Raw genomic sequence first — 26,562 nt, 5'->3', positions numbered from 1 at the left:
GCTCTGGGCCGAGTTGCTCAACGTCGAGCGGGTAGGGCGCAACGATCATTTCTTTGAACTGGGTGGTCACTCGCTGCTGGCGGTCAGTCTGATCGGCCGGCTGCGTCAGGAAGGCATGGAAGCTGATGTCAGGTCGCTGTTCGAACATCCGACCCTGGCCGGCTACGCCGCAATTACCGAACGAATGGAGATCGTCCTGTGAACGTGATCGAACTGTTGGCCACATTGAAGGCTAAAGATATTCAGCTGGCGGTCGCGGACGACCAATTGCGGGTCAACGGCAACAAACAGGCGTTGAACGACCCGACGCTGCTGGCGCTGTTGCGCGAACACAAACCGGCGCTGATCGAGCTGATCAAGGCCGGGCAATACTCCGCCAGCAAGCACGGCCAGGTCGAGGTGCCGGCCAACGGCATCGTTGCGGGCAGCACGCGCATCACCCCGGCGATGCTGACGCTGGTCGAGCTCGACCAAACCACCATCGACCACCTCGTCGCACAAGTCCCCGGCGGCGCCGCCAACGTGCAGGACATCTACCCGTTGGCGCCATTGCAGGAAGGCATCCTGTATCACCACGTCAGTGGTGGTGACGGTGATCCGTATGTCATGCAGTCGCATTTCGCCTTTGCCAGCCGTGAGCGTTTTCAAGCGTTTGCTCAAGCGCTGCAAGCGGTGATCGATCGCCATGACATTCTGCGCACTGCTGTGCATTGGGCAGGGCTGGACGCGCCGGTGCAGGTGGTCTGGCGTCGCGCCGAACTGCCAGTGGAAGAGGTGACGTTACCTGATGCAAGTGGCGACGTGCTGGCGTATCTGCACGAGCGCTTCGATGCCCGGCACTTCCGCCTCGACGTTACCCAGGCGCCGCTGCTGCGTCTGGCCCACGCCTGGGATGAGGCCGGGCAACGGGTGATCGCCACGCTGTTGTTCCATCACATGGCCCTCGACCACTCGGCCCTCGACGTGGTGCGCCACGAAATGCGCGCCTGCCTCACCGGGCAAAGTGAGTTGCTCGGGCGTCCGGTGCCGTTTCGCAACTACGTGGCGCAGGCGCGTCTGGGCGTCAGCGAGGCCGAGCACGAGGCGTTTTTCCGCGACATGCTCAGCGACATCGACGAGCCGACGCTGCCCTACGGTCTGCAGGACGTGCAGGGTGACGGCAGCCAGATTGTCGAACTGAGCGCGCCGGTCGAGGCGCTGTTGGGTCAGCGCTTGCGGGCGCAGGCGCGGACGCTCGGGGTGAGTGTTGCGAGCCTGTTCCATCTGGGCTGGGCGCAGGTGCTGGCCGCGCTGACCGGCAAGCAGCAGGTGGTGTTCGGCACGGTGCTGATGGGGCGCATGCAGGGCGCCGAAGCGATTGACCGGGCGCTGGGGATTTTCATCAACACCTTGCCATTGCGGGTGAATATCGACGGGCAGGACGTGCGCGCAGCGGTCAACGCCACCCACGCCCGGCTGACCACGCTGATGCGCCATGAACACGCGCCGCTGGCCCTGGCCCAGCGCTGCAGTCATGTGGTGGCGCCGACGCCGCTGTTCAGCACGCTGCTCAATTATCGACACAGCCACAACGGCGCCACCGCCAGCGCCGAAACCCTCGCGGCGTGGGAAGGCATCACCACCCTGCATTCCGAAGAACGCACCAATTATCCGCTGACCCTGAGCATCGATGACCTCGGTGACGCATTCAGCCTGACGCTGCTGGCCAGCACGCAAACCGATCCGCAGCGCATCTGCGATTACATGCTCTGCGCACTGCAGAACCTGCTGCTCGCCCTTGAGCAGGCGACGCAGACACCGGTCAATCAATTGCCGATTCTGCCGGCGGCGGAGCTTGAACAGGTGCTGCTCGGCTTCAATGCCACCCAAGTGGATTTCCCGACGGCACAGACCATCCAGCAACGTTTCGAGGCGCAGGTGGCCGAGCGGCCTGAGGCGCTGGCGGCAGTGTTTGCCGACGCGCAACTGAGCTACGCCGAACTCAACCGTCAGGCCAACGCACTGGCGCATCACCTGATCGAGCGCGGGGTGACCCCCGACGACCGTGTCGCCATCGTTGCCCGTCGTGGGCTGGACACATTGGTGGGACTGGTGGCGATCCTCAAGGCCGGCGCCGGTTACGTGCCGATTGATCCGGCGCACCCGACCGAGCGTTTGAATTACCTGCTCGACGACAGCGCGCCGGTGGCGGTGCTGACCCAAAGCAATCTGCGCGAGCGACTGCCGGCGCTGACCGTGCCGGTACTCGAACTCGACCGCTGCAACTGGCCGCTGACGGTTATGCATAACCCGCAGGTACCGGGCCTGAGCACCGCGCACCTTGCCTATGTGATCTACACCTCTGGCTCCACCGGCCTGCCCAAGGGTGTGATGGTCGAGCATCACACCCTGAGCAATCTGGTGGACTGGCACTGCGCGGCGTTCGATCTGTGCGCCGGTCGCCACACCTCGAGCCTCGCCGGTTTTGGTTTCGATGCGATGGCCTGGGAAGTCTGGCCGGCATTGTGCGCGGGCGCGACCCTGCACCTGGCGCCGACTCACGAGGGCGGCGAAGACATCGATGCCTTGCTCGCGTGGTGGTGCGCGCAGCCGCTGGACGTGAGCTTCCTGCCGACGCCGGTGGCCGAATACGCCTTCAGCCAGAACCTCGAACACCCGACCCTGCGCACGCTGCTGATCGGCGGCGACCGCTTGCGTCAGTTCAATCGCCACCAGCATTTCGACGTGATCAACAACTACGGCCCGACCGAGGCCACGGTGGTCGCGACTTCAGGGCGAGTGGACAGCGGCGATGCGCTGCATATCGGTAAACCGGTGAGCAACGCCACGGTGTACCTGCTCGACGAACAACAGCGCCCGGTGCCGATCGGCGTGGCTGGCGAGCTGTACGTCGGCGGCGCCGGGGTCGCTCGTGGCTACCTGAACCGCCCGGACATGACTGCCGAGCGCTTTCTGCGTGACCCGTTCAGCCCCTTGCCGAACGCACGCATGTACCGCACTGGCGACCTTGCACGCTGGCGCGAGGACGGCAACATCGAATACCTGGGGCGCAACGATGATCAGGTGAAAATCCGTGGCGTGCGCATCGAACTGGGGGAAATCGAAACCTGCCTCAACCAGTTGCCGGGCATTCAGGAGGCGGTGTTGCTGGCCCGCGAAGACCAACCCGGCCAGCCGCGACTGGTGGCCTACTTCACCGAACAACCGCAGGTCGAAGCGTTGCCGGTGGGCGAGTTGCGCGCGCAATTGCTCAGCCGTTTGCCGGAATACATGGTGCCGACCGCGTTCGTCAAACTCGCTGCGCTGCCGCTGACCGCCAACGGCAAGGTCGACCGCAAGGCCTTGCCGGCGCCGGATCTGACGGCGCTGTTCACCCGCGAATACGCGGCGCCCGAAGGCGAGGTGGAAACCGCGCTGGCGCAGATCTGGGCCGACGTGCTGCAGGTTGAACGGGTGGGGCGCCAGGATCACTTTTTCGAACTCGGCGGGCATTCGTTGCTGGCGATGCGCATGGTCTCGCAGGTGCGCCAGCGTCTGGGCGTCGAGCTGGCGCTGGGCGATCTGTTCGCCAACGCCGAACTGGCGGCGGTCGCGTCAGTGCTCAGCGAGGCCGGGCGCAGTGAGCAACCGCAGATCGTGCCGGTCGCCCGTGACGGCGCCTTGCCGCTGTCGTTCGCCCAGCAACGCCTGTGGTTTCTGGCGCAACTGGAAGGTGCCAACACCGCTTACAACATTCCTGTGGCCCTGCGCCTGCGCGGACGCCTCGATGGCTCGGCGCTGCAACGCGCGCTGGCGCGCATTGTGGCCCGCCACGAAACCCTGCGCAGCCGCTTCGCCCAATTCAACGACGAAGCCCAGGTGTTGATTGCGCCGGTCGATACCGGCCTGCTGCTGCGGGTTGAAGACCTGCGCCAGCACCCGCAGCCTGACGAAACCCTGCAAGCGCTGATTCAGGGTGAAGCCTCGGGGCCGTTCGATCTGCAGGACGATCCATTGATTCGCGGGCGGCTGGTGCGCCTGGCCGACGATCACCATGTGTTGCTGCTGACCCTGCACCACATCATCTCCGACGGTTGGTCGATGGGCGTTTTGACCCGCGAACTGACGGCGCTGTATCAGGCGTTCAGCCACGGCCAGCCGGATCCGTTGCCGCCCCTGGCGCTGCAATACACCGACTACGCGGTGTGGCAGCGGCGCTGGCTCAGCGGCGAGGTGCTGCAACGCCAGAGCGAATACTGGCAGCAGACCCTGGCCGGCGCCCCGGCGCTGTTGATGCTGCCCACCGATCGCCCGCGTCCGGCGCAGCAGGACTATGCCGGCAGCAGCGTCGCTGTGGTGCTCGACGAGCGCCTGAGCGCCGGGCTCAAGGCTTTGGGCCAGCGCCATGGCGTGACCCTGTACATGACGCTGATGAGTGCCTGGGCAATGCTGCTCAGCCGCTTGTCCGGGCAGGCGGACGTAGTGATCGGTTCGCCGGTGGCCAACCGTACCCGCGCCGAAATCGAAGGCCTGATCGGCATGTTCGTCAACACCCTGGCCCTGCGCATCGACACCTCCGGCGAGCTGAGCGTCGAAGCGCTGCTGGCGCAGGTCAAGGCGCAAACCCTGCAAGCGCAGGCGCATCAGGATCTGCCGTTCGAGCAGGTGGTGGAAATCACCCGGCCCGTGCGCAGCCTGGCGCACAGCCCGGTGTTTCAAACTTTGCTGAGCTGGGACGGCCTCGAAAGCCCGGCGCTGAGCCTCGGCGAACTGACGCTGGAAGGCGTGGCCGAGCCGAGCCACTTTGCCAAGTTCGATCTGTCGCTGAGCCTGAGTGAGTCCGGCGGCGTCATTCGCGGATCGCTGGAATACGCCACGGCGTTGTTCAACGAGGCTACGGTCGAGCGCTTTGTTGGCTACTACCAGCGTCTGTTGCAGGCGATGGTCGCCAACGATCAGGCGGTGCTGGAACATGCGCCGATGCTGGCGCCGGAAGAACAGCAGCGCTTGCTGGTCGAGTTCAATGCCACGGCGGTCGATTACAACCTCGATCAGACCATTCATGGTCTGTTCGAGGCGCAGGTGCAGCGTTCGCCGCAGGCGCCAGCGGTGGTCGCCGGTGAGCAGCCACTGAGCTACGCCGAACTCAACACCCGGGCCAATCAACTGGCGCGGCACCTGCGCGGGTTGGGCGTAGGGCCGGATGCGCGGGTGGCGATCTGTGTCGAGCGTGGTCTGGACATGCTGGTCGGGCTGCTGGCGATCCTCAAGGCCGGCGGCGGTTATGTGCCGCTGGATCCGGCGTATCCACTGGAGCGTCTGGCGTACATGCTGGAAGACAGCGCACCGCTGGCGGTACTGGTGCAGGGAACGACGCGCTCGTTGCTCGGTGACGTTTGCGTGCCGGTGATCGATCTGGATCAGCCGCATTGGCAAGCGCTGCCGACAGACAATCTTGCGATAGCCGAACTGGCCCCGCAGAACACCGCGTACGTGATCTACACCTCCGGATCCACTGGCCAGCCGAAAGGCGTGATCAACGAACACAGCGGGGTGGTTAACCGCTTGCTGTGGATGCAGGACGCTTACCAACTGAGTTCCGCCGACACGGTGTTGCAGAAAACCCCGTTCAGCTTCGACGTCTCGGTCTGGGAATTCTTCTGGCCGCTGATGACCGGCGCACGTCTGGTCATGGCCCGGCCCGAGGGGCACAAGGATCCGCAGTACCTCAGTGAAGTGATCGAACGCGAACACATCACCACGCTGCACTTCGTACCGTCGATGCTCGATGTATTCCTCGCTCACGCCGACACCACACGTTGCAGCAGTCTGCGGCAAGTCATGTGCAGCGGCGAAGCGTTGCCGGGCAGCGTGGTGCGGCGCTTCAAACAGCAACTGCCGAGCAGCCAATTGCACAACCTCTACGGCCCGACCGAAGCCGCAGTGGACGTCACCGCGTGGAATTGCGCCGGGCCGCTGGAAAGCACCCCGGACAACACGCCGATCGGCAAACCGATTGCCAACACCCGCATGTACATCCTCGATGCCCAGCAGCAACCGGTGCCCCACGGTGTGGTCGGCGAGCTGTACATCGGCGGCGTGCAGGTAGCGCGCGGTTATCTGAATCGCCCGGAGCTGAATGCCGAGCGCTTCCTCAATGATCCGTTCCAGAACAACGGGCGGATGTACCGCACCGGCGACGTCGCCCGCTATCTGCCGGACGGCAACATTGAATACCTCGGTCGCAACGACGATCAGGTGAAGATCCGTGGCTTGCGCATCGAACTCGGCGAGATTCAGGCACGCCTGACCCAGATCGACGGCATTCAGGAAGCCGCTGTACTGGCCCGCGAAGACGTTCCGGGCGACAAGCGTCTGGTCGCTTACCACACCGGCGCACCGCTGGATATCGAAACACTGCGCAGTCATCTGCTGGAAAACCTGCCGGACTACATGGTGCCCGCCGTGTTCGTGCATCTCGAAGCACTGCCGCTCAGCCCCAACGGCAAACTCGATCGCAAGGCACTGCCGGCGCCGGATCTGGCGGCGCTGTCTGTCCGTGAGTACGAGGCACCGGTCGGCGAAGTGGAGATCGTTCTCGCCCAGCTCTGGGCGGAGTTGCTCAAGGTCGAGCGGGTAGGGCGCCACGATCATTTCTTCGAGCTGGGCGGGCATTCGCTGCTGGCGGTGAATCTGGTGGCAAAAATGCGTCGTGCCGGCCTGAGCGCCGACATCCGCGTGCTGTTCAACCAGCCGACCCTCGCCGCACTGGCCGCTGCCGTGGGCGGTGAGCCGGAGGCTGCAGTCGCGGCCAACCTCATCACCACGGATTGCACGCGCATCACCCCCGAGCTGCTGCCACTGGTGGCGCTCGACCAGCCGAGCATTGACCGCATCGTCGCGAGCATCCCCGGTGGCGTTGCCAACGTGCAGGATATTTACCCGCTGGCGCCGCTGCAGACCGGCATCCTCTTTCATCACCTGTCCGCCCCCCAGGGCGATCCGTATGTGTTACAGGCGCAATTCGCGTTCGCTGACGAGCAACGCCTTGACGCTTTCACCCAGGCCTTGCAGAACGTGATCCAACGCCACGACATCCTGCGCACTTCGCTGTTCTGGGACGGGCTGCAAGACCCGGTGCAAGTGGTCTGGCGCAAGGCGCCGCTGGCCTGCGAAAGGCTGGAACTCGATGGCGCGGACGGCGATGTACTGGAGCAATTGCGCCGCCGCTTCGACGCCGCGCAGTACCGCATGGCCGTCAATCAGGCGCCGCTGATGCGCGTGGTGCACGCCTGGGATGCCGCCAATCAGCGCGTGGTGGCGTTGCTGCTGTTCCATCACCTGGTGATGGACCACGTGGCGCTGGAGGTGCTGCAACACGAGATGCAGGCGTTCCTGAGCGGCCAGCCGCAGCGTCTGGCCGAGCCGGTGCCTTATCGCAATTACGTGGCGCACACCCGTGGCGCAATCAGTGATCAGGCGCATGAAGCGTTCTTCCGCGAGATGCTGGGTGACGTCAGCGAACCGAGCGCGCCGTACGGCCAGCACAGCATTGCCGAGGGCCACGCCGCAGAAGCACGACGGGTACTCGATCTCGATCTGAGTCAGCGCGTCAGGGCCAAGGCCCGGCGTCTGGGGATCAGCGCCGCGAGCCTGATGCATCTGGCCTGGGCGCAGGTGCTGGGAAAACTCTCCGGGCATGACGCGGTGGTGTTCGGCACTGTGTTGCTGGGGCGGTTGCAGGCGGGCGAGGGCGCCGAACGCGCGCTGGGGGTGTTCATCAACACCTTGCCGCTGCGCGTCGATCTCGGGCAACGCTCGGCGCAGGAAGCCGCGCTCGCTACCCATCAACAGTTGAACGCGCTGCTGCAACATGAGCATGCGCAATTGGCGCTGGCCCAGCGTTGCAGTGGAATGGCCGCCGGCACGCCGTTGTTCAGCACACTGTTCAACTACCGCCACAGCGCCGCTGCCGGCACGCCTTCCCCGGAGGCGACGAACGCGTGGCAAGGCATGCAATTGCTCCATACCCAGGAGCACACCAACTACCAGTTGAGCGTGAGTGTCGATGACCTCGGCGAAGGTTTCGGCTTCACTGCACTGGCTGCACCCGGCATTGATCCCGCACGCATCTGCGAGTACTTGCAACGGGCGGTGAGCAACCTGCTGCAGGCACTGGAACAGACCCCGCAACTGAGCGTTGATCAGGTGTCGATCCTGGCGCCGGACGAGCGCCGGCAATTGCTGGTCGAGTTCAACGCCACCGAGCGGGAATACCCGCGTGCGCTGACCGTGCACGCATTGTTCGAAAGGCAAGTGGCGGCAGATCCGCACGCCATCGCTGTTGTGCATGGCGGGCAAACGTCGAGTTATGGCGATTTGAATGATCGGGCCAACCGCTTGGCCCACTACCTGATCGCTCAAGGCGGGCAGCCGGGCGATCATGTGGCGATCCTGCTGCCGCGCTCGCTGGAGCTGTTGGTGGCGCAACTGGCGATTGCCAAGTGCGCGGCGGCCTATGTGCCGCTGGACATCAACGCGCCGAGCGAGCGTCAGGCGTTCATGCTCGAGGACAGCCGCGCCGTGGCGTTGCTGACACTCAGCAGCGAAGACATCGACTACGCCGCGCCGCGCATCGACCTCGACCGGCTCAAGCTCAGCGGTCAGCCGACGCACAATCCGAACCTGGCGCAAAGCCCGGAAGCGCTGGCGTACATCATGTACACCTCCGGTTCCACCGGCACGCCGAAGGGTGTGATGGTGCCGCACCGTGGCATCGCGCGTCTGGTGCTGAACAACGGCTACGCCGATTTCAACCCGCAGGACCGTGTGGCGTTTGCGTCCAACCCGGCGTTCGACGCCAGCACCATGGACATCTGGGGGCCATTGCTCAACGGCGGGCGCGTGGTGGTAATCGATCACCAGACCCTGCTGGATCCGCACGCGCTCGCTCGCGAATTGAACACCAGCGGGGCGACAATCCTGTTTGTCACCACCGCGCTGTTCAACCAGTACGTGCAATTGATACCGCAGGCCTTGAAAGGCTTGCGCATGGTGCTGTGCGGCGGTGAACGCGGGGATCCGGCCAGCTTCCGCCGCTTGCGGGCCGAGGCGCCGCAACTGCGCATCGTGCATTGCTACGGTCCGACCGAAGCCACCACTTACGCCACCACCTTTGAAGTGCACGAGGTGGCGGAAAACGCCGAAAGCGTGCCGATTGGCGGGCCAATCTCCAACACGCAGGTGTATGTGCTTGACGCTCACCAACAACCGGTGCCGATGGGCGTGACCGGCGAGTTGTACATCGGCGGGCAAGGCGTGGCGCTGGGTTATCTGAACCGCCCGGAGCTGACCGCCGAGAAGTTCCTGCGCGATCCGTTCAGCGACCAACCGGGCGCGTTGCTGTATCGCACCGGTGACCTCGTGCGCTGGCTGGCGCCGGGGCAGCTCGATTGCATCGGGCGCAATGACGATCAGGTGAAAATCCGTGGTTTCCGCATCGAACTCGGCGAGATCGAAAATCGTCTGCTGGGTTACCCGGGGATCAGCGAAGCGGTGGTCCTCGCCCGTCGCGATGGTCAGGAACCGCTGCGACTGGTGGCCTACTACACCGCGAACGACGTCACGCTCGACCTCGCCGACCTGCGTGAGCATGTGCAGGCGCAGTTGCCGGAATACATGGTGCCAAGTGCCTGGGTGCAGCTCGATGCCTTGCCATTGACCAACAACGGCAAGGTTGATCGCAAAGCCTTGCCCGAACCGGATGCTGCGGCGTTGTTCACTCGCGAATACGTTGCGCCGCAAGGTGAACTGGAAACCGCGCTGGCGCAGATCTGGGCCGAGACCCTGCAAGTCGAGCAGATCGGCCGCCATGATCACTTCTTCGAACTCGGCGGTCATTCGTTGCTGGCGATGCGCATGCTGTCGCAAGTGCGCCAGCGTCTCGGCGTCGAACTGCCCCTGAGCGAGTTGTTTGCCGATCCGCATCTCAGTGCGGTGGCCGCGGTGCTGAACCGCGCCGGGCGCAGCACGTTGCCGCAGATCGTAGCGGCGGAACCTGATCAAGCGCTGCCGCTGTCCTTCGCCCAGCAACGCCTGTGGTTCCTGGCGCAAATGGACGGCGGCAATTCGGCGTACAACATTCCGATTGGCCTGCGCCTGCGCGGGCAGCTCGATGGCGAATCGCTGCAACGGGCGCTGGCGCAGATCGTGGCGCGGCACGAAACCCTGCGCAGCCGCTTCGTCAGCATCGATGATCAGGCGCAGGTCGTCATTGCGCCGGTCGACAGCGGTTTGCTGTTGCAGATTGCCGACCTGCGCGAGGATCTGCAGGCCGAAGCCACCTTGCAGGCGCTGCTCGCGCAGGAGGCCTCGACGGCGTTCGATCTGCAAAACGATTCGCTGATTCGCGGACGGTTGGTGCGCCTGGCTGACGATCACCATGTGCTGTTGCTGACCGTGCATCACATCGTCGCCGATGGCTGGTCGATGGGCGTACTGACCCGCGAACTGATGGCGCTTTATCAGGCCTTCAGTCAGGGCCAGCCCGATCCGTTGCCGCCACTGGCGCTGCAATACGGCGACTATGCCGTGTGGCAACGGCGCTGGCTCAGCGGTGAGGTGCTGCAGCAGCAAAGCGATTACTGGCAGCAGACCCTCGAAGGGGCACCCGCGTTGCTGGCCCTGCCCACCGACCGTCCGCGTCCGGCGCAGCAGGACTTTGCCGGCAGCAGCGTCGAGGTGCTGCTGGACGAGCGCCTGAGTGCAGGGCTCAAAGCCTTGAGTCAGCGTCACGGCGTGACCCTGTTCATGACGCTGATGAGTGCCTGGTCGCTGTTGATGAGTCGTCTGTCCGGGCAGTCGGACGTGGTGATCGGCTCGCCGGTGGCCAACCGCACACGGGCCGAGATCGAGGGCCTGATCGGCATGTTCGTCAACACCCTGGCCTTGCGCATCGACACCTCGGGCGAGCCGAGCGTTGCCGCGTTGCTGGCGCAGGTCAAGGCACGCACGCTGGAGGCCCAGGCGCATCAGGACCTGCCGTTCGAGCAAGTGGTGGAAATCGCCCGGCCGGCGCGCAGCCTTGCGCACAGTCCGCTGTTCCAGACCACGCTGAGCTGGGACAGCAGCGTCGGCCCGAACCTGACGCTGGGCGATCTGAGCCTCGAAGGCGTGGCCGCGCCGGGGCAGATCGCCAAGTTCGACTTGACCCTGACCCTGGGTGAGGTCAATGGCGTGATTCGTGGTTCGCTGGAATACGCCACGGCGTTGTTCGACCGGTCGACCATTGAACGTTATGTGGGTTACTTGCAGCGTCTGCTGGCAGCGATGGTCAGCGATGATCAAGCGGTGCTGGAGCGTGTGCAATTACTCGCCGAGTCGGAGCGTCAGCGCTTGCTCTACGACTTCAACGCCACGGCGCGCGAATATCCGCAAGCGCTGACCGTGCACGGGGTTTTCCAGCAGCAGGCAGCAGCGCATCCCAAGGCTGTGGCGGCGGTGCATGGCGAGCATTCGCTGAGCTACTTTGAACTGAACGCGCAGGCCAATCGCCTGGCGCATCACTTGATCGGCCAGGGCGTGCAGCCGGGCGATCATGTGGCGATTCTGCTGCCGCGTTCGCTGGAACTGCTGGTGGCGCAACTGGCGATTGCCAAGTGCGCGGCGGCCTATGTGCCGCTGGACATCAACGCGCCGAGCGAGCGTCAGGCGTTCATGGTCGAGGATTGCCGCGCGGTGGCGTTGCTGACCCTCAGCGGCGAAACCATCGATTACGCCGCGCCGCGCATTGACCTCGACCGCCTGACCCTGAGCGACAAACCGACGCACAACCCGAACCTGGTGCAGTCCTCGCAGGCGCTGGCGTACATCATGTACACCTCCGGCTCCACCGGCACACCGAAAGGCGTGATGGTCCCGCACCGCGCCATCGGCCGTCTGGTGCTGAACAACGGTTATGCCGATTTCAATGCGCAGGATCGCGTGGTGTTCGCCTCCAACCCGGCGTTCGACGCCAGCACCATGGACATCTGGGGCCCGCTGCTCAACGGTGGGCGCGTGGTGGTGATCGATCACCAGACCCTGCTTGATCCGAACGCGTTTGGCCGCGAATTGAGCGCCTCCGGGGCGACGGTGCTGTTCGTCACCACCGCGCTGTTCAACCAGTACGTGCAACTGATCCCGCAGGCACTAAAGGGGCTGCGCATCCTGCTCTGCGGTGGTGAACGCGGCGATCCGGCGGCGTTCCGCACGCTGCGGGCCGAGGCCCCGCAATTGCGCATCGTGCATTGCTACGGCCCGACCGAAACCACCACTTACGCCACGACGTTTGAAGTGCGTGAAGTGGCGGAAAACGCTGAAAGCGTGCCGATTGGCGGGCCGATCTCCAACACCCAGGTGTATGTACTCGACGCGCATCAGCAACCGGTGCCGATGGGCGTGACCGGCGAGTTGTACATCGGCGGGCAGGGCGTGGCATTGGGTTATCTGAACCGTGCCGATCTGACCGCCGAGAAGTTTATGCGCGATCCGTTCAGCGAGCAGCCGGGTGCGTTGCTGTATCGCACCGGCGACCTCGCACGCTGGCTGGCACCGGGGCAACTCGATTGCATCGGGCGCAATGACGATCAGGTGAAGATCCGTGGTTTCCGTATCGAGCTGGGGGAAATCGAAAACCGTCTGCTCAACTGCCATGGGGTCAAGGAAGCCGTGGTGCTGGCGCGCCGCGATGGACAGAACACTACGCGTCTGGTGGCGTACTACACCGCGCATACCGCACACCTGGACAGCGCCGATCTGCATGCACAGTTGCTGGCACGGTTGCCGGAATACATGGTGCCGAGCGCGTGGGTGCAACTCGACGTGTTGCCGTTGAACAACAACGGCAAGGTCGACCGCAAGGCGCTGCCGGCGCCGACGCAGGCAGCGATGCTCAGTCGGGTGTATGTCGCGCCGATTTCGGCGCTGGAAGACCATTTGGCGCGGATCTGGGCCGGTTTGCTGCAGCTCGAACAGGTCGGTCGTCACGACAATTTCTTTGAACTGGGCGGGCATTCGTTGCTGGCGATGCGCATGCTGTCGCAGGTGCGCCAGCAGTTGGGCGTCGAGCTGACACTGGCCGAACTGTTCGCCAATCCCGAGCTGGCCGCTGTCGCCGAGGTGCTGAGCCGGGCGGGGCGCAGCACCTTGCCGGAGATTTTGCCGGCGCCGCGTGATCAGCTATTGCCGCTGTCATTCGCCCAGCAACGCCTGTGGTTCCTGGCGCAGATGGATGGCGGTCACAGCGCCTACAACATCCCGATCGGGCTGCGCCTGCGCGGTCGGCTGGATGAAGACGCGCTGCAACGGGCACTGACGCGCATCGTCGCCCGTCACGAAACCCTGCGCAGCCGCTTCAGCCAGATCGACGATCAGCCGCAGGTGCGGATTCTGCCGGCCGAAACCGCTCTGTTGCTCCCCGTAGAAGACCTGCGCCGCCACCCGCAGGCTGATAACGCCTTGCGTGGCCTGATCGAGGAACAGGCCTGCGCCTCCTTCAATCTGCAGCACGATGCACTGCTGCGCGGGCGCCTCGTGCGTCTGGCCGATGACCATCACGTGCTGTTGCTGACGCTGCACCACATCATCGCCGATGGCTGGTCGATGGGCGTGCTGACCCGTGAGCTGGTGGCGTTGTATCAGGCGTTCAGCCGGGGTGAGGACGATCCGCTGCCGCCGCTGGCGCTGCAATACACCGACTACGCGGTGTGGCAACGGCGCTGGCTCAGCGGCGAGGTGCTGCAGCGCCAGAGCGATTACTGGCAGCAGACGCTGGCCGGCGCGCCAGCCTTGCTGAGCCTGCCCACGGATCGTCCGCGTCCGCCACAGCAGGACTACTCCGGCAGCCGCGTCGACATGGTGCTGGATGAGCACTTGAGCGCCGGGCTGAAAGCGTTGTGTCAGCGCTGCGCGGTGACGCCGTACATGGTGATCATGAGCGCTTGGGCGATGTTGCTCAGCCGCTTGTCCGGGCAGGACGACGTGGTCATCGGCTCGCCGGTGGCCAACCGTACCCGGGCCGAGATCGAGGGCCTGATCGGCATGTTCGTCAACACCCTGGCGCTGCGCATCGACACCTCGGGCGAACCGAGCGGTGCAGCGTTGCTGGCGCGGGTCAAGGCGCAAACCCTGGACGCTCAGGCGCATCAGGATCTGCCGTTCGAGCAAGTGGTGGACATCAGCAAACCGCTGCGCAGCCTGTCGCACAGCGCGTTGTTCCAGACCATGGTCAGTTGGGACACCAACGACGGCCCGCACCTGACCCTGGGCGATCTGACGCTGGAAGGCGTGGCCGGCGAAAGCCATTTTGTGAAGTTCGACCTGTCGCTGAGCCTCGGCGATTCCCACGACGGGATTCGTGGCTCGTTGCGCTACGCCACGGCCTTGTTCGACGAGTCGACGGTGCAGCGCTTTGCCGGCTACTTCCAGCGGCTGCTGGCGGCGCTGGTCAGCGATGAACAAGCGGTGCTTGCGCGGGTGCCGTTACTGGCTCCGGAGGAAAGTCAGCGCTTGCTGGTCGATTTCAATGCCAGCGCCGTTGATTGTCCGCTGGAGCAGCCGTTGCATGGCTTGTTCGAAGCCCAGGTGCGGCGCAAACCGGACGCTGTCGCGCTGCAATCGGAGCAGGGAAACCTGACCTATCGCGAGCTCAATCAGCGCGCCAATCGTCTGGCCCATCACCTGCGCGAACTCGGTGTGCAACCGGATGCGCGCGTTGCGATCTGCGTCGAGCGCGGGCTGGATCTGGTGGTTGGTCTGCTCGGTATCCTCAAGGCTGGCGGCGCCTATGTGCCGCTGGACCCGGGTTATCCGTTGGAGCGTCTGGCCTACATGCTCAAGGACAGCGCGCCGGTGGCGGTGCTGGTGCAAACGGCGACTCGCGGGTTGTTCGACGAAGCAGCGGCGGCGTTGATCGACCTGGATCATGGCAGTTGGCAACAGTTGCCGGACCACGACTCGCCAGTGCCGGGCCTCAGTGCTTCGAACCTCGCGTACATGATCTACACCTCGGGCTCTACCGGGCTGCCCAAAGGCGTGATGATCGAGCATCGCAGTGCCTGCAACATGGTGCACTGGGGTTCGCAGATTTCGCCGCCGACCGAACACGGTGCGCTGCTGCAAAAGGCGCCGTTCAGCTTCGACAGTTCGGTGTGGGAGATTTTCTGGCCGCTGTGTTCGGGGATGCGTCTGGTACTGGCGCGGCCGGACGGCAACCGTGATTCGGCGTATGTGGTGCAGACCATTCGCGAGCATCAGGTCACCGTAGTCAAATTCGTTCCTGCGTTACTGCAGCAGTTCATCGAGCAGGACGGTGTCGAGCAATGCACCAGCCTGACCGATGTGCTCAACGGTGGTGGCGAACTCAGCGCGGCGCTGGCGCGGCAGGTGCGTGATCGTCTGCCGTGGGTGCGTTTACACAACGTCTACGGCCCGACTGAAACCACGGTGGACAGCACCGGCTGGACGCTGGAGCCGCACATGCCAGTGCCGGAGAACGTGGTGCCGATCGGCACAGCACTGAGCAATACCCGTTTGTACGTACTCGATGCTTACGGACAACCGGTGCCACAAGGCGTCAGCGGTGAGTTGCACATCGGCGGCGTCGGTGTCGCGCGTGGATATCACGGCTTGCCGCAAATGCAGGCCGAGCGCTTCCTCGACAGCCCGTTTGTACCGGGGGATCGCCTGTACCGCACTGGCGATCTGGCGCGTTACAACAACCACGGCGAGCTGGAATTCCTCGGCCGCAACGACTTCCAGATCAAGCTGCGCGGCCTGCGTCTGGAGCCGGGGGAAATCGAGGCGCGGCTGATCGAGCATCCGGCGATTCGCCAAGCGGTGGTGATGGTCCGCGATGAGCGTCTGGTGGCGTGGTACACCGTGCGCTCGGGCGTAGAAGCACCAAGTCTGGAGACCTTGCGCGCCCATGTGCTGGAGCGTTTGCCGGAGTACATGGTGCCGGGCGCGTTTGTATTGCTCGACGCCTTGCCACTGACGCCAAACGACAAGATCGACCGCAAGGCACTGCCGGAACCGGGCGCCGACGCGGTGATCAACCGGCCATACGTGGCACCCGAAGGTGACGTCGAAACTACGCTGGCGCGGATCTGGGGCGAGGTGCTGGGCGTCGAACAGGTCGGGCGTCACGACAACTTCTTCGAACTCGGCGGGCATTCGTTGCTGGCGGTGAAGCTGGTCAATCTGCTGCAACGGGCCGGGCTGCCGCTGTCGCTGGCCGAACTGTTCCAGCATCCGAACATCGAGTCTGCCGCTGCGCTACTCGGTCAGGGCGAGGCGCTCAGCCAGCCTGAAGGGCTGGTCGTGGTGCGCGCCGGGGAACACGGTACGCCGCTGTTCCTGCTGCATGAGTTCAGCGGCCGCGACGTGTACTTCCCGACCCTGGCGCAGCATATCGGCGGCGAGTTCGCGATTTACGGTCTGCCCGGCGTGACGCTCGGTCAGCCGCAATTGCGCACGCTTGAGTGCATGGCGCAGCGCATGGTCGGGGTCATCCGGGCGGTGCAGCCGCATGGGCCGTATCGTCTGGCGGGCTGGTCGTTCGGTGGGGTGCTGGCGCATGAGGTCGCGCAGCAATTGCTCGGCCTCGATGAGCCGGTGGAGTTCATCGGCATGCTCGACAGCTACGCACCTAACCCGCTCGCCCAGGACAAGGCGATGTGGAGCGGCGAGGGCCTCGACAAGCGCCAGTTGCTCGGCCATTGCCGTGGCCGTTCGTTGATGCTCGGTGCCGAAAGCGAGGCCGCATTGGCCGCGGTGCAAGTGCTGGAGGCGCAAGTCGAACAACTGGATTTCACTGAGCTGTTCAAGCGTTGCCAGGCACAGGGGTTGACCGATCCAGAGCTGGCGGCGGTCAGTGCAACGGACGCCTGGCACTACTTTGATCGCGAAGCGGCGCATCGTCTGGCGCTGGCGCATTACCGGGTCAGCCCGGCGAGTCAGCCGATCCATCTGTTCCGTACTCAGGAACTGATGGACGGGCAGTCCGAGCCGAGCCCGACACGTGGCTGGGAAGAACGCTTCGACGTGGGTTTGCTGCGCTGCATCGACATCCCCGGCGATCACCGGACCATGATGAAGCACCCGCACATTCAGGCACTCGGCCAGGCCATTACCCAGGCACTGGAAACGCTGGTGATGCCGGAACCTGCGGCGTATCAACCGCTGCTGACCATTCAGACCGGACACGCCGGGCACGCACCGATTTTCTGTGTGCCGGGGGCGGGCGACAGCGTTACCGGGTTCATTCACCTGACCGAGGCCATCGGCCCGGAATGGCCGATCATCGGTCTGCAACCGCGCGGGCTGGATGGCGTCAGCGTGCCGCACAGCGCGGTGGAAGCCGCTGCGGCGTTCTACCTGCAAGCCATCGAGCAGATCCACCCGCAAGGCCCGCTGCACCTGATCGGGCATTCGTTCGGCGGCTGGGTCGCACACGCCATGGCCGCGCAGTTGCAGGCCGCCGGGCGTGAAGTGGCGTCACTGACCTTGATCGACAGCGAAGCACCGGGCGGTGACGGCACGGCGGGCAAACCGTACACGGCCACTGCCGCGATGCAACGGCTGATCGACACCCTGCAACTGTCCTGTGGCAAATCGCTGGGCATCGATCCTGCGATCTTCGCCAACGCTGACGACACCACGCAATTGCGCCTGCTGCACTACGGCATGGTGCGCGCCGGGGTGCTGTCGGAACGGGCGGCGCCGAATGCGATGCACGGCCCGGTACGCACGTTCGCCGCTGCGCTGCGCACGGTCTATCAACCGCGTCTGGCCTACAGCGGGCCGGTGCGGCTGGTGCTGGTCGATGACCCGACGCTGGACGAGTGGGGCAATCAGCGCGAACAGGCGGCGGTGCTCGAAGGCTGGCAGCGGCAGGTCAGCGATCTGGCGGTGTGGTACGGGCCGGGCAACCACTTCACGATTCTCAAGGCGCCTTACGTCTTCAGTTTCGCCGCGTGGTGGCACGACGGTCTGTCGGTGGCGGTCGGCACAGTGCTGTCCTGAGTGTTGTTTTTCTATCAAGACCCGGCCGCTGGCCGGGTTCATCCCTGAACGGACTTGTGGTTATTTATGGAAAAGTCGAAGTTGCGCAAAGTCGGTATGGGGTTGGCGTTGGCGGCGGTGGCCGGGTTGGTGCTGTACACGGTGCAGGCACCGGCCGAAGCACCGAAATACCAGACCGCACTGGTCGAACGCGCGGATATCGAAAACACCGTGCTCGCCACCGGTTTGCTGGAGGGCGTCAAGCAGGTGGATGTCGGTGCTCAGGTATCCGGGCAGTTGAAGTCGCTCAAGGTCAAGGTGGGCGACAAGGTGAAGAAGGGCCAGTGGCTGGCCGAGATCGATCCGCTGGTGCTGCAGAACACCCTGCGCCAGGCTCAGGTCGATGAAGAAAACCTGCAGGCGCAAAAACGTGCCACGCAAGCCCAGCTCAAGCAGACCAAGGCGATTTACCAGCGTTATCAGAACCTGCAGGAAGACGCGTCGATCTCGCGTCAGGATTTCGAAACCGCGCAATCGGACTACGAGGTGCAGCAGGCCAATCTGCTGTCGCTGGACGCGCAGATCAAAAGTGCGCATATCCAGATCGACACCGCCAAGGTCAACCTCGCGTACACGCGAATCGTCGCGCCCATCGACGGCGATGTGGTCGGTATCGTCACCCAGGAAGGCCAGACCGTGATCGCCAACCAGTTGGCGCCGATCCTGCTGAAACTGGCGGATCTGGACACCATGACCATCAAGGCACAAGTGTCGGAAGCGGACGTGATTCATATCGCGCCGGGGCAGCAGGTGTATTTCACTATCCTCGGCGAGGACAAACGCTATTACGGCAAGCTGCGCGGCACTGAACCTGCACCGCAGAACTTCCTCGAAACGCCGCCGGCCGGCACCCCGAAGCAAAACACGGCGGTGTTCTACAACGCGCTGTTCGAGGTGCCTAATCCCGACCATCGCTTGCGCATCTCGATGACCGCGCAGGTGCGCATCGTCCTCGATACCGCGCAATCGGTACTCACCGTACCGGTGGCCGCGCTCGGGCCACGCAACGCCGATGGCAGCTTCCCGGTGCGGGTGCTGGATGCCAAGGGCCAGGCGCAATCGCGCAACGTCCAGACCGGGATCAACAACAATGTCAAAGTGCAGATCAACCAGGGCCTGAATGAAGGCGACCGGGTGGTGATTGGCGATCCGTTGCCCGCCGTGGCGGGGGCCTGAGCATGACGCAACCACTGCTGCAACTGACCGGCATCACCCGCAGTTTTACCGCCGGCGACCGCGAGTTTCTCGCGCTGAAGGACATCAACCTGACGATCAATGCCGGAGAAATGGTGGCGATCATCGGCGCTTCCGGCTCCGGCAAATCAACCCTGATGAACATCCTCGGCTGTCTCGATTACGCCACCGCCGGCAGCTACAAGATCAACGGCCAGGAGACCCGCGACCTCGACGATCAGGCGCTGGCCGAGCTGCGCCGCGATTACTTCGGTTTCATCTTCCAGCGCTATCACTTGCTGCCGCACCTGAGCGCGATGCACAACGTCGAGATGCCGGCGATCTACGCCGGCATCCCCGCACCGCAGCGCCATGCCCGCGCCCGCGAGTTGCTGGCGCGGCTGGGTCTCGACGGGCACCTGACGCACCGCCCGAGCCAGCTCTCTGGCGGTCAGCAGCAGCGGGTAAGTATCGCCCGGGCCTTGATGAACGGCGGTGAAGTGATCCTCGCCGACGAACCTACCGGCGCCCTCGACACCGCCAGCGGCAAAGAGGTAATGCGCATCCTGCTGGAGCTGCACGCGGCGGGGCACACAGTGATTCTGGTGACCCACGACCCGAAAGTCGCGGCCAACGCCGAACGCATCATTGAGGTCAGCGACGGCGAGATCCTCAGCGATCGCCTCAACCAGCGTGACACCGGGCAACTGCCGGGCGAGGACGATGTACCGCCCAAACCACCGGCGACACGCCGTCTGGTCGCCAGCCTCGGGCTGTTCAAGGAAGCCTTCAACATGGCCTGGGTGGCGCTGATTTCGCACCGCATGCGCACCTTGCTGACCATGCTGGGCATCGTGATCGGCATCACCTCGGTGGTGTCGATTTCGGCGATTGGCGAGGGCGCGAAAAACTACGTGCTCAAGGACATTTCGGCAATCGGCAGCAACACCATCGACATCTATTCCGGCACCAGTTTCGGCGACAAGCGCGCCGCGTCAATCGAGACACTGGTGCCGGCTGACGTCACCGCGCTGAATCAGCTGTATTACGTCGACAGCGCCACCCCAGTGGTCGGTCGCAGCATGCTTCTGCGTTATCGCAACATCGACCTCGACGCGCAAATCAACGGGGTCAGTGATCAGTATTTCCAGGTGCGCGGGATCAAACTGGAGGCGGGCATCACCTTCAGCGAGAGCGATGCGCGGCGCCAGGCGCAGGTGGTGGTGATCGACTACAACACCCGGCATCGGCTGTTCGGCGAGGGCGTCGATCCGCTGGGGCAGGTGATCCTGATCGGCAACCTGCCATGCACCGTGATCGGTGTGGCCGCCGAGAACAAGAACCTGTTTGCCTCGGGCAAGACCCTCAACGTCTGGGTGCCCTATGAAACCGCCGCCGGGCGTCTGCTGGGCCAGCGCTTCCTCGACAGCATCAGCGTGCGGATCAAGGAAGGTCAGTCGAGCAAAGTCGTGGAAAACCACGTCACCCAACTGATGCTGCAACGCCACGGCATCAAGGATTTCTACACCAACAACCTCGACAGCGTGATGCAGACCGTGCAGAAAACCAGCCGCTCGCTGGCGTTGCTGCTGTCGCTGATCGCGGTGATTTCGCTGGTGGTCGGCGGCATCGGCGTGATGAACATCATGCTGGTGTCGGTGACCGAGCGCACGCGGGAGATCGGCATTCGCATGGCGGTCGGCGCGCGTCAGTCGGACATCCGACAGCAGTTTCTGGTGGAGGCGGTAATGGTCTGCCTGCTTGGCGGGGCCATCGGCATTTCCCTGTCGTATGCCATCGGCCACCTGTTTTCGGTGTTCATCAAGGAATGGGAGATGGTGTTCTCCATGGCCTCGGTGGTGACGGCGGTGATCTGCTCGACGCTGATCGGTATTGTTTTCGGCTTCGTCCCGGCACGCAATGCGTCGCGTCTTGACCCGATCGAGGCGTTGGCGCGGGACTGAAAGCGTTCGCTGGCTGTGCCTGCTGTGGGAGGGAGATGACTCCATCACCACAGCGGCGTGTGCCCTGTCAGGCCGCGTTGGAAGAACCTGCCGGGGTGGCGCTCTCTGGCGTTGAGTACATCCAGCGCATCAGCGAATGGCGACCGCCGATGCCCAGCTTGATCGCGGCACGCTTGAGGTAGCTTTCTACGGTATTGACCTTCAACTGCAACTGTTCGGCCAGTTCCGGTGCGGTACGTCCGGCAAGCAGGCCGATGCAAACTTCGGACTCGCGATTCGACAGGCTCAGGCCCAGTTGCTCCAGGCGTTCGTTGAAACGCAGGCGCAGGGTTTCCAGCCCTTGCTGCAGGCTATCCGTCGCTACAGTGGAGTCCTGCCCGAGGGGACTGGGCGGTTGCAGGGCATTGATGTGTTTTTCCACCATCGGCAACAGGACGGGAGAGATATCCTGTAAGAGGCTACGCTCAAGGGAAGAGAATCGTTGCGACGGCCCGCAGCGGTAAACGGAAATCACATAGCGGTAGCCATCCTTGCGCCGGATCAGGTGCAGTTGCGAGGCATCGCTGGTTGTTGAGGGCTCGGGAATCGGCAAATCGTCGCTCGGCGCAACGCTGTGTTCGGAAAATACGGTTTCGGAAAGCAGCGATGGATCCTTTGCCTCGTGTACCTCGTTGCGCGGTGTTGAGTGGGCCACCGGCTCGACGCGCATCTGGCGGATATACGTGGCATCTACTGCCAATTGTGTGCGGATCAGGTCATGCAACATGCGCGGAAAATGACGGCTGCCGGTGCTGGCAATGACCTTGCCAATGTGGGGGAACAGGTCCGAATTCATAAACATCATCCATGAGTGGCAAGTGGTACGGGATTCCTGAAGAGCCATTGCCGGCTTCCTTGGGCGACGGCAATCAACAGAGATCTGGATCCTATCCTAGTACAACGAATTGCAGACGGTTTAATGAAGGCGTTATTAGCTCATAACCGCCGTTTGATCCTGACGCGCGACTCCTGCCCGATTATGAGACTGAAAGTCAGATTGTCGAGCGGCACCATTCACGGGCGTGCCAAGGAAAAATCACACTGATGGCATTATGCAGCTATCGTGAGGCATCAGGTTTTCAACCAGGCATGATGATGAACGAGGATTTCAATCTGCAGGTCAGGCCTGCACTCATCGTGCGGACCCAAGTGTTTCATCAGGATCTCAGGGAAGGGTGAAATGGCATCATTTGTTCTGAAATCGAGCGCGAACGCATTGTCCAGTGGCACCATCATTCGCCCTCTGAGTCGGTATCGCAGTTCTGGCCACTCGTATTGGACGCTCAAGGTTTTGGGTCACGTCGAGGACGCAAAAGATTGCACGATGGTCAAGGGCGAAAGCTTTGATGTGGCCGCTGCAGAAATTTCGTCATACGTCAGTGTGGACGGAGACCTGACTAATTTCGACGATGATATTTCCCGCGAACTCACTGAAGAACTGCTGCAGCAGATGCGCGAGACTCCAAAGACTTGCAATTGGGTAATTGATCTGAATGATTTGGAGAGGTTTTATCCAGGCGAGGGAATATGTCCATCTTGCGCAAACTCGTACGCAAGCATGAGGCGAGTCATGTGGGCAAAGAAAGTTGAAACAGATGAGTACGATGCTGCTTATGCGGTGGCGATTAACGAGAAATGCAAAGAAAAAGGTCTCGACAGGGGTTTTGTAGAAGCCGATGTGGAGGGTCATAAGGAATTTCTTGAGTCGGTTCGTGATGCGGTCGATATAAAACAATTTGACCAGGTACAAGTGCGGGCTGCCTATGAACTGGTGAGTCCGCAAAAAATCGATGCGCATAATATCATTGGGCAGAATGCGATCAAAACGTCAACGAGCAAACAAGGGGGCACCTACGCAATCATAAGGGACTATTACAAGAGTGGACACCCACATGGTAGTTCGCCTTGTCTATGGGACAGGTTCTCTGGAAGAGTTGATAGTCTCATCGGCTCGGGTGGGGTAATGAACAGTGCCTATTGTCGTACCCAGGCAGGCGCTCAGTGCAAGATTTGTGAAGCTGTTCAAGGGGAGTGGCATATTCTCCAACGTTGCAATTTTCTACTCGAAAATCCTGGAACTCCATTGGAGTTCGTAGGTATGCAGTGGTGTTCGCAGTTTCTTGGCACACCTGTGCGCGCCGAGAATTACGCTGAAGCACGAGAAGCAATATTGTCGCGTGGAGGTGAATTCATAACGTATCTGGAGCATTGGACCGTTTGGCAACTTGAACAGAATCTGATCGAACTCAAAAGGATTATTGAAGGGGAAAAAAAATTTGAAACGGGGACAGTGGATCCCTCTTCTGCTGAAGTGTCAAACAGTGGGGCAGTAGGCAGCGTAATCAAGACAACGGTATCGTCATGTCCAGCTATCTTTACCTCTATTGTCGATAGTTGGGTGAAGTTCAGGTATGTGTATATTCAGGAGTTTACTGAGGTCAGCAGGCGCGAGCCGAACAATCCGATAAGGTATGGCGACGTTATTGAAGGATTCAAAGACCTGAGGGATCGAATCACGAAAGCGGAAATACTTTACGAAGGTATCAATGATCGTGTTGCTCCGTTAGTTATCCATAACTTCAGTGCTGATCAGATGCTACACGCCGTATTGAGTTCTACGAGGCTTTCCAACAGTGGGAACGAAGCCAAATCAGCGATCAGTCAGGGCAGGGTCAAGATTGCAGGCACAACACAAATATCCAATGCAAAACTGAGTACCTATGGCGTTTCTGGTGATGTGCTATTGGAGCTCACGACAAAAAAAGAAACACGGACAGCCCGGCTCTTTATCTCGTAGGCACGGAGTTCCTATGCTGGTCATTCGTAGTGCACAAATGAACACCCTTGCACAATCGATGTTGCGTCGACAGATGCGACAGCAGTTGCAAAGCTTCTGGGCACCACTGGCCGATCAGTTGCACGATAAAGGTGTGGAAACGTTTATCGAGCACGCCCTGGAGCGTTGCAGCTTTTACGAAATTGATACCGAGGTCGATCACATGCGCTATCTCAATACAATGGCAGTGCTGGGAGCGACTTTTGACGAAGATCACGAATGGGCAAAGCGGATTCTCGACGTTCGCGCGGTTCACGGGAGTTCTCGTATGGATGAGCTTTGCGACGCCGTGATCTGCAAGCTGACAAGCTGAGGGAGCAATGACGATGCAGGAAGAGATCACCACCCGTTTTCAACAGATGCTGGATGCCAATAAAAATATTGGCCTTGTCGCGCCCGGACCCGCCGGGGCAGTTATGCCTTGTCAAACGACCTGGGTTGGAATCGAACTTCGGCGCTCCGACGGCTTGCCTGTTCCTCGCGCTGAATACGTACTGACTCTGCCTGATGGGTCAAAACGGCATGGCATGCTGGACGAGAAAGGCTATGCCGTTGAAAAGGACGTAGGAGAGGCCGGTCAATGCCACGTGTATTTTCCCAATGTCGAGTTTCCTTAGGGAACGTGATTGGGAGTCGACCTAAGCTAATGCAAAAAAGGTATTTGTCCGACGTTTTTAATATCGTTTAGTTTTGGTTCGAAGATGAACCAAAGCATCAAACCGACAGACCTTCCGATTGCCATGACGGCACACGCTGAATCGATCACAGGCTCTTCAGGTTTGATTCACACGGGAGTGAATCATGCCGCATACCCTGGATATCACCGCGCTGCCGACGCTGGACCTTTCGTTGTTCGAAGGCACGGCGCAACAGCGTTATGAATTTCTCGAAAACCTGCGTCACGCCGCGCGTGACGTGGGCTTTTTCTATCTCACCGGCCATGGCATCGACAGCGACCTGCTCAAGCAGGTGCAGGATCATGCCCGGCAGTTCTTCGCCTTGCCCGAGCACGAGAAGACGGCCGTCGGCATGATCAATTCGCCGCATTTTCGCGGTTACAACCGTGCCGCATCAGAGATCACCCGTGGTCAGCCCGACTGGCGTGAACAGTTCGATCTCGGCGCCGAACGCGAAGCGTTGCCGCTGAACGCGGACACCCCGTTCTGGGCGCGGTTGCAGGGCCCCAACCAATGGCCGGCGGCGTTGCCTGAACTCAAACCTCTGCTGCTCGAGTGGCAACAGGCGATGACGCGCATGGCGTTGCGCCTGCTGCGCGCTTTCGCCCAGGCGCTGTCGCTGCGGGCGGATGCGTTCGATCAGTTGTACGGCGACAAGCCCAACGAACACGTCAAGCTAATGCGTTACCCGGGGCAGGCCGCCAACGCGAGCCAGCAAGGTGTCGGCGCGCACAAGGATTCCGGGTTTCTGAGCTTCCTGCTGCAAGACCAGCAGGCCGGGCTGCAGGTGGAGATCGAAGAGGGACGCTGGATCGATGCACTGCCGCGCGAAAACACGTTGGTGGTGAACATCGGCGAACTGCTGGAACTGGCCACCAACGGCTATCTGCGCGCCACGGTACACCGGGTGGTCTCGCCGCCGGCCGGCAGCGAACGCCTGTCGATCGCGTTCTTCCTCGGTGCGCAACTCGACGCCGTAGTGCCGCTGTATCCGTTACCCACTGCATTCCTGCGCGAGGCGCGCGGGCCGGCCAGCGATCCGCTCAATCCGTTGTTTCGAGATGTCGGCTGGAACTACCTCAAAGGGCGTCTGCGTTCGCATCCGGATGTCGCTCAACGTTTCTACGCCGACGCACTGATGGCGCAAACCGCCTGATTAATTACTCGATCAAGGATCAAGACCATGTTGAAAAAAGCAGGTGTGACCCTGGCCGTGCTCGGCGCGCTGGTGACTTCGCTTGGCGCGCAGGCGCTGGAGCCGTTGCGGGTGGCCGCTGACCCGGTGCCCCACGCGCAGATTCTCGCGTACGTCCAGACAATCGATCCGCAACTCGACCTCAAGGTCATCGAGATTCCCAACGGTGTGAACTCCAACGAGTTGCTGGCCCACGGCGATGTCGATGCCAATTACTTTCAGCATCTGCCGTATCTGAAATCCCAGGAGCAGGCGCTGGGGCAGAAATTTGCGGTGGCCGCCACCGTGCACATCGAGCCGTTGGGCATCTACTCGCACCGGCATGAAAGCTTCGCCCAGGTGCCGGAAAAAGGCACCGTCGCCGTGCCCAACAACGTCACCAATCTGAGCCGTGCGCTGTACCTGTTGCAGGACAACGGGCTGATCAGACTCAAGCCCGGGTTCAAGGATCCGGCAGCCGATCAGGCTACGCCCAAGGACATCGCCGAAAACCCGAAACAGCTGAAGATCCTCGAAATCGAATCGCCGCAACTTCCCCGGGCGCTGGACGATGTCGATCTCGCCGTGATCAACGGCAACTACGCACTGGAAGCCGGG

10 protein-coding genes are annotated in these 26,562 nt (G+C 62.4%); 9 read left to right on the top strand and 1 reads right to left on the bottom strand.

Features of this window, described 5'->3' with window-relative positions; genetic code table 11:
- The 4 genes from DBR18_RS30060 to DBR18_RS26715 form a co-directional block, all read left to right on the top strand.
- Positions 1 to 202, top strand: a 202-nt coding sequence (locus DBR18_RS30060; RefSeq protein WP_256589005.1) for a phosphopantetheine-binding protein, incomplete at its 5' end; no start/stop codon positions are given.
- Complete coding sequence (locus tag DBR18_RS26725; RefSeq protein ID WP_108592572.1) at positions 199 to 18,042, top strand: non-ribosomal peptide synthase/polyketide synthase; 17,844 nt, start codon at positions 199 to 201, stop codon at positions 18,040 to 18,042. The genes DBR18_RS30060 and DBR18_RS26725, both read left to right, overlap by 4 nt.
- Before the next feature lie 66 nt (positions 18,043 to 18,108).
- Positions 18,109 to 19,257, top strand: a complete 1,149-nt coding sequence (gene macA, locus DBR18_RS26720; RefSeq protein WP_108592571.1) for a macrolide transporter subunit MacA — start codon at positions 18,109 to 18,111, stop codon at positions 19,255 to 19,257.
- A gap of 2 nt (positions 19,258 to 19,259) precedes the next feature.
- Positions 19,260 to 21,218: a MacB family efflux pump subunit gene (locus DBR18_RS26715; protein WP_108592570.1), complete on the top strand. Its 1,959-nt coding sequence runs from the start codon at positions 19,260 to 19,262 to the stop codon at positions 21,216 to 21,218.
- Between the two features lie 67 nt (positions 21,219 to 21,285).
- Here the strand turns inward: DBR18_RS26715 and DBR18_RS26710 are convergent, their stop codons facing one another.
- Entirely contained in the window at positions 21,286 to 22,053 is a 768-nt protein-coding gene (locus tag DBR18_RS26710; protein ID WP_108592569.1) for a helix-turn-helix transcriptional regulator, read from the bottom strand.
- Between the two features lie 528 nt (positions 22,054 to 22,581).
- Here DBR18_RS26710 and DBR18_RS26705 point away from each other — a divergent pair.
- From DBR18_RS26705 to DBR18_RS26685, 5 genes are all read left to right on the top strand, one after another.
- Positions 22,582 to 24,054 carry a hypothetical protein gene (locus DBR18_RS26705; protein WP_146188804.1) on the top strand — a complete coding sequence of 491 codons (1,473 nt, stop codon included), beginning with the start codon at positions 22,582 to 22,584 and terminating at the stop codon, positions 24,052 to 24,054.
- 13 nt (positions 24,055 to 24,067) lie between these two features.
- Positions 24,068 to 24,406 (top strand): hypothetical protein, encoded by a 339-nt coding sequence (locus DBR18_RS26700; RefSeq protein WP_108592567.1) that lies wholly within the window; start codon positions 24,068 to 24,070, stop codon positions 24,404 to 24,406.
- A 13-nt stretch (positions 24,407 to 24,419) separates the two neighbouring features.
- Complete coding sequence (locus DBR18_RS26695) at positions 24,420 to 24,710, top strand: hypothetical protein (protein ID WP_108592566.1); 291 nt, start codon at positions 24,420 to 24,422, stop codon at positions 24,708 to 24,710.
- Positions 24,711 to 24,894: 184 nt separating this feature from the next.
- Positions 24,895 to 25,926: an isopenicillin N synthase family oxygenase gene (locus DBR18_RS26690; RefSeq protein WP_108592565.1), complete on the top strand. Its 1,032-nt coding sequence runs from the start codon at positions 24,895 to 24,897 to the stop codon at positions 25,924 to 25,926.
- 27 nt (positions 25,927 to 25,953) lie between these two features.
- A partial coding sequence (locus DBR18_RS26685; RefSeq protein WP_108592600.1) for a MetQ/NlpA family ABC transporter substrate-binding protein occupies positions 25,954 to 26,562 on the top strand: 609 nt, incomplete at its 3' end.

The organism is Pseudomonas sp. HMWF021, assembly GCF_003061005.1.
Lineage (GTDB): Bacteria > Pseudomonadota > Gammaproteobacteria > Pseudomonadales > Pseudomonadaceae > Aquipseudomonas.
This window is presented reverse-complemented; position numbering and strand designations above follow the sequence as displayed.